We start from the raw sequence: 18,535 nt of genomic DNA, 5'->3' as shown, positions 1-18,535 counted from the left end.
GATGATGCTGGCGGCCGGCTGCACCATGCTTGCCATGCCCGGCGCCTTCGCGCAGGAAGTCGCCGCACCCGCGACAGCCATTCCGGCGAACGGCGACGAAATCCAGCAGTTCTGCACCAATATTGCCGATGCTGCCCGCGACCAGCGTTACCTCCTGCAGAAGAAGGATCTGGAAAAGCTCCAGGCCGAGGTCGATACCCGCATCGCCAAGCTCGAGGAGCGCCGCGCCGAATACGAGGACTGGCTGAAACGCCGCAATGATTTCCTGAAGCAGGCCGAGCTTGGCCTCGTCGATATCTACAAGACCATGAAGGCGGATGCGGCGGCCGGGCAGCTCGAACTGGTCAATCCCGCCATCGCCGCGGCGATCGTCATGAAGCTGCCCCCCCGCCAGTCGAGCCTCATCCTCAGCGAGATGAGCAGCGACAAGGCGGCCGTTCTCACCAACATCATTTCCAGCGCCAGCGATTCAACAACGTCGAAGGAACCGTCATGAGATATCCGCTTTCGGTTCTTCTCGCTGCCAGCCTGCTGTCGGGATGCCAGAACCAGACTTTCAACGAAATCGGCAGGGCACCTTCGATGAGCCCGATCGGCAGCGGCCTGCAATATGCGCAGACGCCGCAGATGGCAATGTATCCGAAGGAGCCGCGTCACGTTGCCAACGGGTTTTCACTCTGGAGCGACAACCAGGCGGCGCTGTTCAAGGATGCGCGCGCTCTCAAGGTCGGCGACATCCTGACCGTCGATATCCGCATCGACGACAAGGCTTCGTTCGACAACAAGACCGATCGCAGCCGAACCAACGACAGCGGGTTCAACATCGGCGCAAACGGCGAGTCCGAATCGAGCGATTTCGGCTGGAAGGGTGGTCTCGACTACGGCTCGAACACCAGTACGAAGGGCGAGGGAACGACGGAGCGGTCTGAAAAGCTGGCTCTGCTCGTCGCTGCCGTCGTGACCGGTGTGCTCGAAAACGGCAACCTTCTGATCAGCGGTTCGCAGGAAGTGCGCGTCAACCACGAGATCCGCATCCTCAATGTCGCCGGTATCGTCCGGCCCTATGACGTCGATGCGAACAACATGATCTCCTACGACAAGATCGCCGAGGCACGCATTTCCTATGGCGGCCGCGGCCGTCTGAGCGAAGTGCAGCAGCCGCCATGGGGCCAGCAGGTCATGGACATCGTCTCGCCGATCTGACGGCGGCCTCGCCGTGTCTGCGCGGCATAACACGAGATGGATTTGAACATGGAAGATCTCGATACGGCTTCGCCTGCGCCTAAGGGACCATCGAAGGTGATGACGATCGCTGCTCTTGTCGTTCTGACGCTGCTGGCAGGCGGTGGCGGATGGCTGGTCGGCGGCGTCCTCGCGCCAAAGCCGCTGAGCGTGGAAGAAGCGAAGATGGTCGAGGAGGCGAAAGCTGCCGTTGCCAACAAGGCCAAGAAGGCCGAACAGGCGGGTGGCGAAGAGGGCAGCAATAAAGACGAAGGGCTGCCTCGGATCGCGACGGAGGCCAATGGCGTCGTCCAGCTCGATGCGATCACGACCAATCTTGCTTACCCCACCGAAAACTGGATACGGCTCGAAGTCGCGCTGCTTTTCAAGGGCGCCCCCGACGTCGCCATGGCCGAGCAGATCCATCAGGATATCGCCGCTTACATGAAGACGGTGTCTCTGCAGCAGATCCAGGGGCCACGCGGATTTCAGTATCTGAAGGATGACATAGAAGAACGGGTTGACCTTCGTTCCGAAGGGCGCGTAACCAATGTCATCTTCAGGACATTCGTTATTCAATGATTCGGACCATCGCATTCATAGCCGCCATGATGGCGATGTCGGGCATCGCGGGCGCGCAGGGCTTTCCTGCTGACATCCTGAAGACGCCCGTCGACGGCTCTGTCGCGTCCTGGATCATCCGCACGTTCGGCCTTCTGACCGTCCTGTCAGTCGCGCCGGGTATCCTGATCATGGTGACGAGCTTTCCGCGCTTCGTCATTGCCTTTGCCATCCTGCGTTCCGGCATGGGCCTCGCCACGACCCCTTCTAACATGATCATGGTCAGCCTCGCCCTGTTCATGACCTTCTACGTCATGGCGCCGACATTCGATCGCGCCTGGCAGAGCGGCATCAATCCGCTGTTGCAAAACCAGATCAATGAAACCGAGGCGATGACGCGCGTCTCGGAGCCGTTCAGGGATTTCATGCTCGCCAATACGCGCGACAAGGACCTGCAGCTCTTCATCGACATCGCCCGGGAGAAGGGCCAGAACGTCGTCGTCGACAACAAGGTCGATCTTCGCGCCGTCGTGCCGGCCTTCATGATTTCGGAAATCAGGCGCGGTTTCGAGATCGGCTTCCTGATCATGCTGCCGTTCCTCGTGATCGATCTGATCGTTGCCACGATCACCATGGCGATGGGCATGATGATGCTGCCGCCCACCTCGATCTCGCTGCCCTTCAAGATCCTTTTCTTCGTTCTGATCGACGGCTGGAACCTGCTCGTCGGCAGCCTGGTGCGGTCGTTCAGCTGATCTCATTGGCGTGGTTAACGGACGGTCAATTTTCCGCCATGCGCGCGCTCTGGCGAAATAAATCAAGTCTTTGAATTGTATGTATAAATAGGAAGCTTGATTGCCCCGGCTGCGCTCTCTCTTTAAATAAGATATATGTAATATGCAGGCCGCGTTTAAACAAATTGCAATGTTTGCCTGCGACATTACCCTCACATGACGGATTTGGACCGCCTGACCAACAGGGGCCGAGTGGCATGATGCCGAGCCGTCATCACCGGTAAGTATTTTAGTCCGGTATGTCCCCCAATTGTATTTTGTATCTAGAGGGACAACCCCAATGACAAGCATCCTGACAAACTCTTCTGCAATGGCAGCACTCTCGACGCTGCGTTCGATCTCCTCGGACATGGAATCGACCCAGGGTCGCATCTCCTCCGGTCTGCGCGTTGGCGACGCGTCCGACAACGCCGCTTACTGGTCGATCGCAACGACCATGCGTTCGGACAACAAGGCTCTTTCCACCGTTCAGGACGCTCTCGGTCTCGGCGCTGCCAAGACGGACACGGCCTATACCGGCCTCGACAACGCGATCGACGTTATCTCGGAAATCAAGGCCAAGCTGGTTGCTGCCCGCGAACCGGGCGTCGACAAGACCAAGATCAACTCGGAAATCACCGAGCTCAAGAACCAGCTGGTATCGACCGCCCAGTCGGCGTCCTTCTCCGGCGAGAACTGGCTCTACAACGACTCGACGACGGCTATCGGCACCAAGGAAATGGTCGGTTCGTTCACCCGCGATTCCAACGGTAACGTTTCGGTTGGTGTTCTCGAATTCGACGCTTCGACTTCGGTTCTGGTCGATACCGATGACGCTGCTCTCGGCCTTCTGACGAAGGACTATGACGCAGACGCCGAGCTGTCAACGCCGACCGGTACGACTGCGAACTACTTCCTGGTCGATGCCACTTCGACAACGACTGCAGCAGGCACGGCAATTGCGCTGACCGCGGCCACCTTGGATACAGAAATCGAAGCCATGATCCGCGTCGTAGACGCGATCCTCGGCGATGCGACCGATGCCGCCGCGACCCTCGGCGCCACCAACAACCGTATCTCGATGCAGGACGAATTCATGGCCGACCTGATGGATGTGATCGACAAGGGTGTCGGTCGCCTCGTCGATGCCGACATGAACGAAGAGTCGACGCGCCTTAAAGCCCTGCAGACACAGCAGCAGCTCGGCATCCAGGCACTCTCGATCGCCAACTCGGACTCGCAGAACATCCTGTCGCTGTTCCGTTAATCGAAAACGGCGCGGGGCAGCCATCCCCCCCCAAACGGCCGCTCCGCGACCTACAGAAAACCGCATCTCGCAAGAGGTGCGGTTTTTTCTTATGCGCCGAAAATTAATTTCCGCCTTTAGGTTTTCTTTAACCATGTTGGTGTTTTCTATGACCATCGAAACAGCGGGTTAACCAAGAAATGTAACGCGTTAGCAGGCATGAAGCTGGCTGCTGTTTCCCGGGTAACGACCGGAATGTCCCTTCCATTTCACCTGTTCAAAAGGGGCAGTTTTACCATGACGAGCATTCTCACCAATTCGGCTGCAATGGCAGCTCTCTCGACCCTGCGTTCGATCAGCGACGGCATGGAAACGACCCAGGGTCGCGTTTCCTCCGGTCTGCGCGTTGGCGACGCTTCCGACAACGCCGCTTACTGGTCGATCGCAACGACCATGCGTTCGGACAACAAGGCGCTCTCCACCGTTCAGGACGCTCTCGGTCTCGGCGCTGCCAAGACGGACACGGCCTATACCGGCCTCGACAACGCCATCGAAGTCATCTCCGAAATCAAGGCCAAGCTGGTTGCTGCCCGCGAACCGGGCGTTGACAAGACCAAGATCGACAAGGAACTCACCGAGCTCAAGAACCAGCTGGTTTCGACCGCTCAGTCGGCGTCCTTCTCCGGCGAAAACTGGCTTTATAACTCGTCGACGACGGCTATCGGCACCAAGGAAATGGTCGGTTCGTTCACCCGCGATTCCAACGGTAACGTTTCGGTTGGTATTCTCGAATTTGACGCTTCGACTTCGGTTCTGATCGATACCGATGACGCTGCTCTCGGCCTTCTGACGAAGGACTATGACGCAGACGCCGAACTGTCCACGCCGACGGGCACGGTTGCGAACTACTTCCTGGTCGATGTCACCTCGACAACGACTGCAGCAGGCACGGCAATTGCGCTGACCGCGGCCACCTTGGATACAGAAATCGAAGCCATGATCCGCGTCGTAGACGCGATCCTCGGCGATGCGACCGATGCCGCCGCGACCCTCGGCGCCACCAACTCCCGCATCTCGATGCAGGACGACTTCATGGCCGACCTGATGGATGTGATCGACAAGGGTGTCGGTCGCCTCGTCGATGCCGACATGAACGAAGAGTCGACGCGCCTTAAGGCCCTGCAGACGCAGCAGCAGCTCGGCATCCAGGCGCTCTCGATCGCCAACTCCAACTCGGAAAACATCCTTTCGCTCTTCCGTTAATCGGAACAGGCAAAGCGATAGTGCCGGCGAGCGGATTTCATCATCGATCCCGCCAGCGATCCAACAGGCCGCGCCCCGCAAGGGGCGCGGCTTTCGCGTTGCGCGCGCTGGCCGTCGCGGGTCTTAACGATTCAGCAATTCATATTTATTTTTGTTCATTTTGATTACCCACTTGCTAACGCCATTAATGGTTTGTTAACCATGTGACCGTTAAGTATTCGTTAAGAGCGATAGGCTGTCCTTGGGCTAAACATGGGGCAGTTTGCATGACGCTGGTCCCGTCGCTGCCGGTCATCAATCCGGAATGTTCCGTTTAAATTTGAACTGGGGCAATGACCAATGACCAGCATCCTCACCAATTCCGCGGCGATGGCCGCTCTCCAGACGTTGCGTTCGATCAATACGAACATGGAAGACGTGCAGAGCCGCATTTCCTCCGGCTATCGCGTCGAGACCGCGGCGGACAACGCCGCCTACTGGTCGATCGCGACCACGATGCGCTCGGACAATGCCGCCTTGTCGACCGTTCAGGACGCGCTCGGGCTGGGTGCTGCGAAGATCGACACATCCTATGCCGGCATGAGCTCTGCCATCGATCTCGTCTCCGAGATCAAGGCAAAGCTCGTCGCTGCGCGCGAACCGGGCGTCGACAAGACCAAGATCAACAAGGAGCTCACCGAGCTCAAGAACCAGCTGGCATCGGCGGCCGAATCAGCTTCCTTCTCCGGTGAAAACTGGCTCTACAACGACAGCGGCACTGCGGCCGGCGTCAAGCAGATCGTCGCATCCTTCAACCGTTCCACCACAGGCACCGTTTCCGTCTCGACGCTGGATTACGATACGGCATCGTCGATCCTGATCGATACGGATGACGCTGCTCTCGGCCTTCTGACGAAGGACTATGACGCAGACGCCGAACTGTCCACGCCGACCGGCACGGTTGCGAACTACTTCCTGATCGATGCCTCGTCGACAACGACTGCAGCAGGCACGGCAATTGCGCTGACCGCGGCCACCGCCGATGCAGACATCGAAGCCATGATCCGCGTCGTGGACGCGATCCTCGGCGATGCGACCGACGCCGCCGCGACCCTCGGCGCCATCACCAGTCGCATCGACATGCAGGAAAACTTCGTCGCCAACCTGATGGACGTGATCGACAAGGGTGTCGGCCGCCTGGTGGACGCCGACATGAACGAGGAATCGACCAGGCTAAAGGCGTTGCAGACGCAGCAGCAGCTGGGCATCCAGGCGCTCTCGATCGCCAATACCAACTCCGAAAACATCCTGCGTCTGTTCCAGCAGTAAGTCCGCTCTTCGCGGACGGAACGGTGGGCAAAGTTCCGGGCTGCGCCATCCTGGCTCATCGCCGCCCCCCTGCGGGGCCGCGACCAAGTCTTTCCGCCGTGCCGCCGGTCATCGGTATGGTTGGAAACGGTTGGACCGCGCTAATTGCCCGAGCGCGGTCCAACACCTCATACCTGGTCTCGATGATAGGAGCCTATCATCGAGACCAGCTATTACATTTCCGACCTACATTTTCGCGCAAGTTTGGCTGGGTAGTCTTCAACCGCAACCATCCTCGTCCGGGTTGCCAGGCAATATGAATATTGTGCTGCCGTTGTATGCGGCCTGCGCCACCGGGTTCTCCGGACGGCGAGCCGGTACGGATTGAAAATGTTCGGGCCGTGCGGCGTTGCCGTTCCGCAGGTTCCTGAAGGAGACTTCCCGGAAGTGTCACAGTCTTTTGTTTTCAGGCCCGTTAGCCAAATGCTGCCAGCAACCGAAAAGGGGGCGGGCCGAGCCGTGACCGAAACGATGACCTGTGTCACGGGAGGCAGCCGATGAGCGCTTCCATTTCCCGCTATCTCAAGGATTTCAGCGCTCCCAAGGTCGATCTCTCGATGGTCCCGCCGCGATATTTCCCGGACCTCGATGACGACTTTCCAGCCGATGGTGCTTTCGCCATGAAGCAGCAGGCCGAACCGCAGATCGATATCGAGGCAGAGCGCCGCGACGCAGTCGCGCAAGGGCGCCGTGAAGCGGAAGCCGAGCAGCTTGCTTTGCAGGCAACGGAAATCGCCGCGCTGAACGCGCGCCACGCTGCAGAGCTAGAGGCCATGCGCGTGCGCTGCGAGAATGAAATCGCCGCGTTGATCTACGATCGCTTCTCCGACATGGGGTCCCAACTCGCCACAATGCTTTCCGACCAGACGGCGCGTGTTTTGGCACCGGTGATGGACGAGGTGCTGCTGCGCAAATCCGTCGCTGACTTGGCGCGCATGATCGCCCACTCGGTCGGCGCCGGCGAGGGAGCCAAAGTCACGGTGAAGGGCCCCTTAGCTCTGTTCGAGGCGCTGAAGCGTCGTCTCGATGATGAAACACTGATCTTCCGCCACCAGGAAACCGCCGACATCGACCTTTCGGTTGAGTTCGGCGATTCGATCCTGGTGACGCGAATGGCTGCCTGGGCCGATACGGTCAGGAAGGTGCTGGCATGAGCGAGAACGAAAGCCATCACCACGGCAAGAACGAAATCATCATCGTCAAGCGCCATGGCGGCAACCACGACGGCCATCATGGCGGCGCCTGGAAAATCGCCTATGCCGACTTCATGACGGCGATGATGGCGTTCTTCCTCGTCATGTGGCTGATCAATGCGGCCAATCCGCAGACCAAGGCAGCACTTGCCTCCTATTTCAACCCTGTGCAACTGACCGATGCCAAGCCGTCCGAAAAGGGCGTCAAGCAGCCGGCCAAGGACGCCAAGGGTGAAGAAGACCAGATGAAGTCGAAGGTCAACGGCACGGAGACGCGGACCGGCGGATCGGCCAAAAGCGGCGACGACCTGACGGCGACGTCGGGTGAGGAAACGCAATATTCCGACGCCGATTTCTTCGAAAATCCCTATTCGGTCATGTCCGAAATCGTCAATGAAACCGGCCGTCAGGCCAATATCAGTGCCAAGGGCGATGGAGGCGCGTCGACCTCCGGCCCTGCGACCGGCGCCGAAGGCGGCGAAGCCTATCGCGACCCGTTCGATCCGGATTTCTGGACGAAACAGGTCGAACTGCAGGACGCGGAAAAGGGCGGAGACAGCCTCGATGCCAAGGCGGGAGATGGGCCGGCCGATGCGTCGAAGGAGACTGCCTTGGCCGCACAAGCCCAGTCCGACACGCAGATGAAAGATCAGGCTGATCAGCCGGAAAAGGCCGCGTCGGCCAAACCTGATGACAATGCAGCCAAGGCGCTGAAGGCCGAAATCGAGAAGGAAATCGGCGGGAATGCCGGCAAGCTTGCCGAAGGATTGCTGGTGACGCCGACCGAGGGCGGGCTTCTTGTCACGATCAGCGAACAGGCAGACACGCCGATGTTCGGTGTCGGCTCGGCCGTGCCTGAGAAAGACATGGTCATCGCCATGGAGAAGATCGGCAAGCTTTTGTCCGAGCGTACGGGCGCGATCGCTATCCGCGGCCACACCGACGGACGGCCCTTCAGGAAAGGCGTCTACGATAATTGGCGGCTCTCGTCCGATCGTGCCCAGAGTGCCTATTACATGCTCGTTCGCGGTGGTCTCGCCGAAAGCCGTGTCAGCCAGATCAGTGGCTTTGCGGACAAGCGTCTCCAGGTTCCGAAGGATCCACTGGCGCCGGCCAACCGGCGTATCGAAATTCTGCTGCAGACAGATCAGGGCTGACCGCGATGCTGAAGGCGATCCGCAACCTCCTTCTCGGCGCCTGCGCCATCGGGGCCCTTGCGGGCTTCACGGCGCATGCCGGCGATTTGGAGGATCTGGCGCCCTACAAGATGCTGCGTTCTCTGCAGTATATCCAGGATTCGATCGTTCTTGGGGACCATTCAGCCGCCGAGATGCAGCGTTTCATGCTCGGCGCAATCGACAAGCGCCTGCGGGCCGCGGACGCCTCTGTCTTCGATGATCCGAGAAATGTCGACGCAGCCTTCATCTATGCGATGAGCGGCGGTAATCCCGAGACCCTGTCCTATCTCGCGGACCGCGATATCGAAGGAAATTTCGACAGCCGCGTCGTCGATGCGCTGAGCCACTACCTTGCCGGCAAGGGCGGGCTTATGGTCGAGAATCTCGAGAAGGCCATTCCGGAATACCGGAATGCGCGTATCGGTCCCTATCTCTATCTCGTTCTCGGCAATGGCACCGCGCAGCAGGACCCTGCCGCGGCGATGAAATATTATGATTGGGCGCGGCTGACGGCGCCGGGCACGAATATCGAGGAAGCCGCCTTGCGGAGGTCGATCGCGCTGGCGACCCGGGGCCACATGCCGGGCAAGGGATTTGCCTATTCCCTGTCCTATGCGCGGCGCTTCCTGACGTCTCCCTATGCCAGCCAGTTCGCTGATGTCTTCGTCGAATTGGCGGTCGCAAACTACGGCGAACAGACGGAGGGCAAGATCCAGGAAATTCTCGGTTTCATGGACAAGCCCCGGCAACGCGAAGTCTATCTGCGCATTGCCCGGCGCGCGGCGATCGGCGGCCTGCAGGAACTGGCGACACTTGCCTCCCAGCGTGCCCAGGCGCTCTCGGATGTCGCTGATGCTGGTCCAAAGGCGCTGGCCAATCTCTATTCCGGGCTCGTCGGCGTTCCGTCCCAGGATATCCTTGAAGCCGTGAAGGGGATCAGTTCCATTCCTGACGCGGAGCTCTCTCCGCGTGACCGCGCGTTGCGCCAGGCAGCGACGGTCGTCGCGCAGGAAGTGTTGCGCGCGCCGGATCCAGAAAGCCTGACGCAAGCATCTGATTCTAATATCGCACCTCAAATCACTGCGGGGGAAGGCGGCCCGGAGACGGGCAGCGGCGAAAGCCCATTTGCAGCACCGGCGTCCGGGGCGGCGTCGAGTGCCGCGCAATCTGAGGAGACACAGGAGATGGCGGCGTCTGAGGCGAGCCCGCCTGATCCGGTTCTCGATGCGTTTCTGAGCACAGGTCGCTCGAAACTCGACGAGATCGATTCTCTCCTGAAGGGGGAAGACGAGAAATGACATTTGTGGACGACAGTCTTTTGGGCACGGCCCCGATACGTTCAGCCAAGTCTGGCTCCAAGTCCGGCGGCAAGCAAAACGAAGCGGAAGCGGTCAAGCAGCGTTCGGCGTTCGAAAATGCCTTTGCCGATGCCGGCAAGAAAAAGCAGCCGATGATTTCGATCAGCGGAAAGATAGCAACGGACACCGGCACGCAGGCGCTGACGACCGCTGTCACCATGACCGATACCGTATCCAACGGTGATACCGCCGCGATCGACCCGGACAACTCGTTATCCCTGCCCGGTTCAGCAGATGACGGTGAGATGAAGTCTGCGCTCGCAAGCACCACCGATGCCGCTTTCCGTTCGGCCGCGAAGCAGATGCCGATGCCGCAGGCCGGGGAAGAGTTCCCCGTTGAACAGGAGGCTCATGGCCAGACGTTCGCTTTGACGACTTCCGAGGGCCTTCTGGCGTCCATCGGTTTTGCCAATCTTGGCGCGGATGCGACGGCCGGCGCCGGCCAGATCCTGGACGAGCAGGCTGGCGACAAGATGAAGGCCCTCTTGAAGGATCCGAAGGCGCAGCTTTCGAAACACAGCGATTCCGAGGCCGCGACATCGGACGGGGCAATGCCGTCGAATTCGCAAGGCAATGCCGATGCTGCGATGGACACGGCGCCCGCCGATGTCAGCCATTTGCTCGCGCTCCTTGGCGCCGCGCAGAAGCCGACAGACGCCGGCACAACGGTGCCGGCAGAAACGACGCCGGTCCTGTCCGAGTTCCAGGCGCTGGCAGAGAGCGCCGGCAACGCCAAGGTCGGCTCGAAGGATGCCGCGGCGGCGAAACCCGAGGCCCGGGCGGTAAGCGATGATAACGCTGTAAATAATGCCACCCAGGCAGGATCATCCGATCAGGTCTTTCGTTTCGCCCGCGCCGATGGCAAGGGGCAGGCGGTTTCCATGAGCCTTGCTTCGGATGGGGACAAGGCAGTCGTCAAGAACGATGCTGCAGACTCTGCCACGACAACTGCGAAGGCTGAAACCGTAACTGTCGTTGAAGCGCGCCGCTATCTCGGCCTGGCGCCCAGCAGCAATGCGTCGGCGGTAACGAGCCAGATCGCCAGCAATCCCGAATGGGCGAACGCACTCCAACCGAGCACGACGGCTTCGGCTCCGCTGACTGAGGCTTCTACCGGCAAGGTTCTCAACACGCTGAAGATCCAGATGCATCCGATCGATCTGGGCGCCGTGACGGCCACGCTGCGGCTCAAGGATGACGAATTGCACGTTGAGCTGAAGGTGGAGACGGGCGACGCCTTCCGGCAGCTGAGCGACGATCAGAGTGCCATGGTGAAGGCGCTTCGGGCGCAGGGTTTCGCTGTGGATCAGGTCAACGTCGTCTTCAATGCCCCGGATTCCTCCAGTGGTAACAGTACGCAGCAGCAGGCACAGCCTCAGACGGGCCAGCATGGCCGCGAGGCGGCCGGAGACGGTCCGGCCCAGGGCAGGGGGCAGCGCAACGATAGTGGCAGCCAGGAACAGGGCGGCGGAAGGTGGACGGGCAATGAAGGTACGAGCGACGCGTCTTCTGGTGCTGAGCCTGGCCGGACTGGCGACGTCTATATGTAGCGCTAACGCCAATACCGGCGTTTGCGAGAGCGAGATCACGGCAGCAGCAGCGAAGTACCAGATTCCGGCAGGCATTCTTTATTCCGTCGGCTTGACGGAAACCGGCCGCAAGGGATCGCTCCAGCCTTATGCTATGAACATCGAGGGCAAGGCCTATTTCGCCAACAGCGCCGAAGAGGTGTTGCAGCGATTTGCTGCTGCCCGTGCGCAGGGAGCCAAGCTGATCGACCTCGGCTGCATGCAGATCAACTACCATTTCCACGGCGAGAATTTCGCCTCGCCGAACGAGATGCTGAACCCGAGGAAGAACGTCGAATACGCCGCCCGCTTCCTGGCCAATCTTCATGCCAGGCACGAGACCTGGACGATGGCCGTTGCCCGGTATCATGCCGGCCCCAACAACGACCCCGCCCAGAAGAAATATGTCTGCCGCGTGATCGCCAATCTGGTTGCTACAGGCTATGGAAAATGGACATCTAACGCGTCGAACTTTTGCCGATAACGCAACCTATAGGAGATATATTTCGAACTTTTTCCGCGCCAGCCAATTGCGTCAACATTGAGTTTGAAAAATGAACACAAACGCTTTCTTAATGAGGCGTTAACGTTTCCACATAAATTTTAGTGGCGCATTTTGATGTACGTACTACATATAGATCAAATCGGTACAGAAATCTTAATCTAGTATTAATTTCAGCCAGTAACTTCCCATAGTTGTTCAGGAATCCGCCGATTCGTATCTCTTGTCCCATCGAGGCACCATACTGATTCGGAGGCGGACGAATGATCGTAGTGGTTGATGAGCGAGAGCTCGTGAAAGACGGATACACTTCACTGTTTGGACGGGAGGGCGTGCCCTCCACCGGGTTCCATCCAAGCGAATTTGGCGATTGGGTTTCAACGGCGGCCGACACCGATATCGACGCCGTCGAGGCGTTTCTGATCGGCCAGGGCGAGAAGGCGATGAGCCTGCCACGGGCCATCCGGGACCGGTCTTCGGCGCCGGTCATCGCCATCAGCGATTCTCCCTCGCTCGAAACGACGCTGGCGTTCTTCGACTGCGGCGTCGATGACGTGGTGCGCAAGCCGGTTCATCCCCGGGAAATCCTTGCCCGCGCAGCGGCTATCCGCCGCCGCCTGAAGGCCTTGGCGAACTACACCGACATCGGCCCGATCCGGGTTTTCTCCGACGGCCGGGATCCGGAAGTGCATGGCGAAGTCTTCGCCCTTCCGCGCCGCGAGCGCCGTATTCTCGAATATCTGGTCTCCAACCGCGGCCGGCGTGTGTCCAAGACCCAGATCTTCAACGCCATCTACGGCATCTTCGATGAGGACGTCGAAGAGAACGTCGTGGAAAGCCACATCAGCAAGCTGCGCAAGAAGCTGCGCAAGCGGCTCGGCTTCGATCCGATCGATTCCAAGCGTTTCCTCGGCTACTGCATCGACTGGAGCTGACGATCGTCGTGTCGGCGGTTTCGGCTGTGGCGGCATCCGATCCGGCCTCTCAAGACAGGTTCACGCAAGGCCCACTTCCTAGAGTTGCCATAACGACGAAAACGAGGATCGGACATGAGTCTTTACGGAATGATGAGAACCGGTAGTTCCGGCATGAATGCTCAGGCAAACCGCCTGGGCACCGTCGCCGAAAACATCGCCAACGCCAACACCACCGGCTACAAGCGGGCATCGACGGAATTCTCCTCCCTGATCCTTCCGACGAGCAACGGCTCCTACAACTCTGGCGGTGTCGAAACGAAGATCCGCTACAGCGTCTCGGAGCAGGGCGCGACGACTTACACGACGTCCGACACCGATTTGGCCATCAGTGGCGGCGGCTTTTTCATCGTTTCGGGCGAAAACGGTTCGAACTTCCTGACCCGCGCCGGCGCTTTCACCGCGGATGGCGACGGCAATCTGGTCAACGCGGCCGGCTACACCCTGATGGGTTACGAGTATGAAGAAGGCGTCGATCCGACGGTTGTCGTCAACGGCTTCGACGGTTTGACAAAGGTCAATCTTTCGTCCGATGGTCTGATCGCCTCTGGCTCCACCACGGGTTCCATGGGTGCCAACCTCAACTCGGCGGATGAAGTCGGCGTAACGGATCCGTCGACCACGTCGCTCAGCGTCTTCGACAGCCAAGGCAATGCGCGTCTGCTTGATTTTACCTACACAAAAACCGCCGACAACACGTGGACGGTGGAAGTGGTGGATCGCGAGACCTCGACGTCGCTGGGTACAGCAAATCTCGAATTCAATGCCGATGGCAGCCTGGCGGCCACATCCGACACCTCCGTAACAACGACTGCGATAACCGGTCTAACAGGTACCGGCGCCGACCTCGCGTCGCTCACCATCGACCTGAGCGCAACCACGCAGCTCGGCTACAAGTTCAATCCGGATGGTGGTTCCATTGACGGCAATGCGCCGAGCAAGGTGACTGGCTTCCAGATCGACGACGAAGGCATCGTCTACGTCGAGTACGAGAACGGCGACCTCGATCCGCGCTACCGCGTGGCGCTTGCAAACGTCGAGAGCCCCGACAATCTCGTTCCACAGTCGGGCAACGTCTATTCGCAGGGTGTGGATTCGGGCGTCATCGTCACCGGTTTTGCCGGCTCCGGCGATTTCGGCAGCATCCAGTCGGGCGCGCTTGAGGGCTCGAACGTCGATATCGCCAACGAACTGACGGCAATGATCGAATCCCAGCGCAGCTACACGGCGAACTCGAAGGTGTTCCAGACCGGCGCCGACCTGCTCGACGTTCTCGTGAACCTGAAGCGGTAATTGAAAGTACAGGCTCAGTCATGTCTCTGTCATCTGCGATAAACACAGCAAATTCAATCTTCAGCAACACGGCGCAGCAGACCGCGATCGTGTCGAAGAACATCGCGAATGCCAGCAATTCGGACTATTCGCGGCGGTTGGCGATGCTCGGCACCAGTCTGAATGGAGCGCAGGTCGTCTCCATTCAGCGGGCACAGAATGACGCGTTGCTCAAGCAGAACATCGTCAGCATCTCCCAGGCCTCTGCACAGAGTACGCTCTTTGCGGGCCTGGAGACGCTGAAGTCCTCTCTCGGCGGCAATGACTACGAAACGTCGCCATCCACCTATCTGGCGGCGTTTCGTGACAGCCTGCAGACATTCGCTTCGACCCCTGGCAACACGACGATAGCGGCAACGCTTGTGTCGGATGCAAACGACCTGGCGAACTCGCTCAACAAGACGTCGACCGCGGTTCAGGATCTGCGTCTGGAGGCCGACAAGGAAATCGCGTCCACCGTCAATACGCTGAACGGTTTGCTGGCCGATTTCGAAAGTGCCAACAACGGCGTGATGACCGCCACGGCCTCGGGATCCGACGCCAGCGACGCGCTCGACCAGCGCGACAAGCTCCTGCGCCAGATTTCAGAAATCGTCGGCATCTCCACGGTGACGCGGTCGAACAACGACACTGTTATCTACACCTCGGACGGCACGGTTCTCTTTGAAAACACGCCCCGCAAGGTGACCTTCGCGGCCACCTCCGGTTTCGGCGCGACGACGGACGGCCAGCCCATCTATGTCGATGGTGTTCCGGTGGCCGCCGGTACAGGCGGAAACACCTCCGGCGAAGGAAAGTTGTCTGCACTCCTGCAGTTGCGTGACGAGATCGCCCCGAAATTCCAGTCGCAGCTGGATGAAGTTGCACGCGGATTGGTGGAACTGTTCGCGGAAGACGACGGTTCGGGGCCCCTACCGGGCCTGTTTACCTGGGCGTCGGGAACGGTGCCTACGACAGGTACGATCGAGCCGGGTATCGCTTCGACGCTGCAGATCAATTCGCTGGCCCAGTCAGACCCGCTACTCGTTCGTGACGGTGGCTTCAACGGCGCGACATACATCATGAACACGACCGGGGACTCGGGATATTCGGACCTGATCGACAGCTATGTCACCGCGATGGACGGCAGCCTGGCCTTCGACACGGCGACGGGTCTTGACGGCAGCAGCACCATTCTGGATTTCGCCACGTCGTCGGTCGGTTGGCTCGAAGATCTGCGCAGCAGCGCTTCCGCCGCGAACGATAACAAGACGGCATTGCTGTCGCGCACGCAGGAAGTCCTGAGCAACGAAACCGGCGTCAGCATGGACGAGGAACTGTCGCTGCTGCTCGACCTGGAACAATCTTATAAAGCGTCGGCCAAATTGGTCAGTACCGTGGACGCCATGATGGCGGCCCTTCTGGAAGCTGTGAGGTAATCATGAAGACGTCCTTCGTTTCGAACCTGGCCGTCCAAAATGCGATGAGGCTGACGATCCAGCAGTCGCAGGCGGAAGTGGTCAAGTTACAGGCGGAAGTCACGACCGGCCGCCACGCCGATGTTGGCGTCGCTCTCGGCGGCACAACCTCGCGCTCCCTCGATCTCCAGCGCGAAATGGCGCGGATGCAGACGCTGACCACCACCAACGCCGTTGTCACGCAACGCCTTGCCGCGTCGCAGGAAGCACTTGGGACGATCGCCAACGCTGCGCAATCGATCAACAAGGTGTTGATCAGCCTGAGCGGAAGCGAATCGGCAGACCAGTTGGCGATCGCCAAGACCGAGGTCACCGATGCTCTTTCGATCTTCACGGGAGCGGTGAACACCTCTTTCAACGGCGAGTACCTGTTTTCGGGGATCAATACCGACGTCAAACCAGTTGTAGACTACAATGACCCTGCCGTTTCGGCGGCGAAAACGACCTTCGATACCGAACTTGCGGCCTACATGTCGGCAAACGGCATTGCGTCGATGAGCGATTTCACCGCGTCGGAGATGGATGATTTCATCAGCAACACGCTTGAACCCCTGTATACGGGGACGCAGTGGACGACGGATTGGTCCCAGGCATCCGACCAGACCATGACGAGCCGCATCTCGACTTCCGAAGTCGTGGCGAGTTCGACAAGCGCCAATGCGGACGGGATGCGCAAGTTCGCACTTGCAGGCGTCATCGCCTCGGAACTGCTCGGCGCGGATGTCAGTTCGGAAGTCCGCGCCACCGTCAGCACTGCAGCGATGGGCTATATCGGCGAGGGCATTTCCGGGATCGATGCTCAACGCAGCGCGCTTGGTATTTCCGAAGCTCGGGTGGAGAAGGCCAACACTTCGCTCGCAGCGCAGATCGAGCTGGTAACGACGCATATTTCCGATCTTGAGGGGATCGATAGCTATGAAGCGTCGACGCGCATGAACACGCTGCTGACCCAGATCGAGACTTCTTACACGCTTACCTCACGGCTTCAGCAGTTGAGTTTGATCAATTTCCTCTGATGCGGTGAGGGCCAGGACAAACATGAAGGATGTCTGAATGTATCAGTTTTCATACGCCGAGATCATGGAGGACGGCGTCGCCGACTCCAAGGATCGCGAACGGCAGGTACTCGACCGCTCGATTGCGCTGCTTGCAGCCGCAAAACAGCAGAAGGGGTACTCGAGGGAGGCCATCGAGGCGATTTACTACACGCGGCGGGTCTGGATCCGGTTCATCGAGGATCTTCGCGCGTCGGACAATCAACTGAACGACGAACTGCGCGCCAACCTTATTTCAATCGCCATCTGGATTCTGGGCGAGACGGAAAAGATTCGCAAACGCGAATCCTCCAACTTCCAGGGCATCATAGACATCACAACCATCATCAGGGATGGACTCAAATGAAAAGCACACTGCGTATCTCGCTGAAGTCGGGCGAACGGATTTTTGTCAACGGAGCGGTGTTGCGTGTCGACCGTAAGGTTGCAGTCGAATTCCTGAACGACGTGACATTCCTGCTCGAAAACCACGTTCTGCAGCCGGAAGATGCCACCACGCCGCTGAAGCAGCTCTATTTCATCGCCCAGATGATCCTGATCAATCCGGAAGGTGCCGAGCAATCGACCAACATGTTCCGCAAGTCGGTGGTCATGCTTCTGAACTGCTTCAAGAACGAAGACGTTGTGGCGGAACTCAAGCGCGTTGACGGCATGGTGACGCAAGGCCGGGCCTTCGACGCCCTGAAGGCGATCCGCGGTCTCTACGCCATCGAGGACCGTATCCTCAACAACCAGGAAATGGCACCGGCAACGATCGAACAGATTCGCAAGGAGATAGCACCATGGCGGTAAGCGGTGTAACGTCAACCACCACCACTGCGTCAACGACGACCTCGAGTTCGACCACGGACGCGGCTTCGGCCAGCCTGAACTACGACAGTTTCCTCAAGCTGCTCGTGGCGCAGATGAAGAACCAGGATCCGACCGAGCCGATGGATTCGACCGAGCAGATCGCCCAGCTCGCGACCTTCTCGCAGGTCGAACAGACGATCAAGACCAACACCAATCTTGAAAGCCTGCTGCAGCGCACGTCGCTCAGCGAAGCCAATGCCGTTATCGGCAAGACGGTGACGAGCGAGGACGGCGAGACGACTGGCGTGGTCAAGGAAGTGAAGCTATACTCAGATGGAATCATCGCGGTGCTTGAGAGCGGCGAGGAACTTGCCGTAGGCCCCGGTGTTACCATAAGTGATAGCTGATGAATGAGGCGGATGCCCTCGATATAGTACAGGCGGCGATCTGGACGGTCGTCGTCGCTTCCGGGCCCGCCGTTCTCGCTGCCATGGTGGTCGGCGTCGTCATCGCCTTCATTCAGGCGCTGACCCAGGTGCAGGAAATGACCCTCACCTTCGTGCCAAAAATCCTCGCTGTCCTAGTGACGGTGGCGCTTTCTGCCTCTTTTGTCGGCTCACAGATTTCCATCTTCACCGATATCGTCTTCTCCCGCATCCAAAGCGGTTTCTGACGCGCTTCCGGCGAAACAGGCGTCACGAAAAACGTCTTTGTG

At 59.3% G+C, this 18,535-nt stretch carries 20 protein-coding genes; all 20 read left to right on the top strand.

Annotated features, from left to right (window positions below):
* Position 1 precedes the first annotated feature (1 nt).
* The gene (locus tag ACSQ3F_RS02805) at positions 2-496 is read left to right on the top strand and encodes a MotE family protein (RefSeq protein ID WP_436102017.1); all 495 of its coding nucleotides are present in this window, start codon (positions 2-4) and stop codon (positions 494-496) included.
* On the top strand, positions 493-1,203 hold the full coding sequence (flgH, locus tag ACSQ3F_RS02800) for a flagellar basal body L-ring protein FlgH (RefSeq protein WP_436098825.1): 711 nt from the start codon (positions 493-495) through the stop codon (positions 1,201-1,203). The genes ACSQ3F_RS02805 and flgH overlap by 4 nt, the downstream gene beginning before the upstream one ends.
* Positions 1,204-1,251: 48 nt before the next feature.
* Positions 1,252-1,803: a flagellar basal body-associated FliL family protein gene (locus tag ACSQ3F_RS02795; protein ID WP_436098824.1), complete on the top strand. Its 552-nt coding sequence runs from the start codon at positions 1,252-1,254 to the stop codon at positions 1,801-1,803.
* A complete protein-coding gene (gene fliP / locus ACSQ3F_RS02790) occupies positions 1,800-2,537 on the top strand; it encodes a flagellar type III secretion system pore protein FliP (protein ID WP_436098823.1) in 738 nt (245 codons plus the stop codon). The genes ACSQ3F_RS02795 and fliP overlap by 4 nt, the downstream gene beginning before the upstream one ends.
* A gap of 319 nt (positions 2,538-2,856) precedes the next feature.
* Positions 2,857-3,822 carry a flagellin gene (locus ACSQ3F_RS02785; protein ID WP_436098822.1) on the top strand — a complete coding sequence of 322 codons (966 nt, stop codon included), beginning with the start codon at positions 2,857-2,859 and terminating at the stop codon, positions 3,820-3,822.
* Between the two features lie 276 nt (positions 3,823-4,098).
* Entirely contained in the window at positions 4,099-5,064 is a 966-nt protein-coding gene (locus tag ACSQ3F_RS02780; RefSeq protein ID WP_436098821.1) for a flagellin, read from the top strand.
* A gap of 339 nt (positions 5,065-5,403) precedes the next feature.
* The gene (locus ACSQ3F_RS02775) at positions 5,404-6,372 is read left to right on the top strand and encodes a flagellin (protein WP_436098820.1); all 969 of its coding nucleotides are present in this window, start codon (positions 5,404-5,406) and stop codon (positions 6,370-6,372) included.
* A gap of 536 nt (positions 6,373-6,908) precedes the next feature.
* Positions 6,909-7,565 (top strand): hypothetical protein, encoded by a 657-nt coding sequence (locus ACSQ3F_RS02770; RefSeq protein WP_436098819.1) that lies wholly within the window; start codon positions 6,909-6,911, stop codon positions 7,563-7,565.
* On the top strand, positions 7,562-8,761 hold the full coding sequence (locus tag ACSQ3F_RS02765; RefSeq protein WP_436098818.1) for a MotB family protein: 1,200 nt from the start codon (positions 7,562-7,564) through the stop codon (positions 8,759-8,761). Before ACSQ3F_RS02770 ends, ACSQ3F_RS02765 begins: the two co-directional genes overlap by 4 nt.
* Positions 8,762-8,766: 5 nt before the next feature.
* A complete protein-coding gene (gene motC / locus ACSQ3F_RS02760) occupies positions 8,767-10,080 on the top strand; it encodes a chemotaxis protein MotC (protein ID WP_436098817.1) in 1,314 nt (437 codons plus the stop codon).
* Positions 10,077-11,690 carry a flagellar hook-length control protein FliK gene (gene fliK / locus ACSQ3F_RS02755; protein WP_436098816.1) on the top strand — a complete coding sequence of 538 codons (1,614 nt, stop codon included), beginning with the start codon at positions 10,077-10,079 and terminating at the stop codon, positions 11,688-11,690. Before motC ends, fliK begins: the two co-directional genes overlap by 4 nt.
* The gene (locus ACSQ3F_RS02750; RefSeq protein ID WP_436098815.1) at positions 11,626-12,192 is read left to right on the top strand and encodes a transglycosylase SLT domain-containing protein; all 567 of its coding nucleotides are present in this window, start codon (positions 11,626-11,628) and stop codon (positions 12,190-12,192) included. Before fliK ends, ACSQ3F_RS02750 begins: the two co-directional genes overlap by 65 nt.
* 281 nt (positions 12,193-12,473) lie before the next feature.
* Complete coding sequence (gene rem / locus ACSQ3F_RS02745; protein WP_349437277.1) at positions 12,474-13,145, top strand: transcriptional activator Rem; 672 nt, start codon at positions 12,474-12,476, stop codon at positions 13,143-13,145.
* Positions 13,146-13,259: 114 nt separating this feature from the next.
* A complete protein-coding gene (locus ACSQ3F_RS02740) occupies positions 13,260-14,477 on the top strand; it encodes a flagellar hook protein FlgE (RefSeq protein ID WP_436098814.1) in 1,218 nt (405 codons plus the stop codon).
* Positions 14,478-14,497: 20 nt separating this feature from the next.
* Entirely contained in the window at positions 14,498-15,934 is a 1,437-nt protein-coding gene (flgK, locus tag ACSQ3F_RS02735) for a flagellar hook-associated protein FlgK (protein ID WP_436098813.1), read from the top strand.
* A gap of 2 nt (positions 15,935-15,936) precedes the next feature.
* On the top strand, positions 15,937-16,989 hold the full coding sequence (locus tag ACSQ3F_RS02730) for a flagellar hook-associated family protein (RefSeq protein WP_436098812.1): 1,053 nt from the start codon (positions 15,937-15,939) through the stop codon (positions 16,987-16,989).
* 37 nt (positions 16,990-17,026) lie between these two features.
* The gene (flaF, locus tag ACSQ3F_RS02725) at positions 17,027-17,374 is read left to right on the top strand and encodes a flagellar biosynthesis regulator FlaF (protein WP_018324193.1); all 348 of its coding nucleotides are present in this window, start codon (positions 17,027-17,029) and stop codon (positions 17,372-17,374) included.
* Entirely contained in the window at positions 17,371-17,820 is a 450-nt protein-coding gene (flbT, locus tag ACSQ3F_RS02720; RefSeq protein ID WP_436098811.1) for a flagellar biosynthesis repressor FlbT, read from the top strand. Before flaF ends, flbT begins: the two co-directional genes overlap by 4 nt.
* Positions 17,811-18,227: a flagellar hook assembly protein FlgD gene (gene flgD / locus ACSQ3F_RS02715; RefSeq protein WP_436098810.1), complete on the top strand. Its 417-nt coding sequence runs from the start codon at positions 17,811-17,813 to the stop codon at positions 18,225-18,227. Before flbT ends, flgD begins: the two co-directional genes overlap by 10 nt.
* The gene (gene fliQ / locus ACSQ3F_RS02710; RefSeq protein WP_037156451.1) at positions 18,227-18,493 is read left to right on the top strand and encodes a flagellar biosynthesis protein FliQ; all 267 of its coding nucleotides are present in this window, start codon (positions 18,227-18,229) and stop codon (positions 18,491-18,493) included. The genes flgD and fliQ overlap by 1 nt, the downstream gene beginning before the upstream one ends.
* Positions 18,494-18,535: the final 42 nt, after the last annotated feature.

Source organism: Pararhizobium sp. LjRoot238 (genome assembly GCF_964252955.1).
In the GTDB taxonomy this organism is placed as follows: Bacteria; Pseudomonadota; Alphaproteobacteria; order Rhizobiales; family Rhizobiaceae; genus Pararhizobium.
This window is presented reverse-complemented; position numbering and strand designations above follow the sequence as displayed.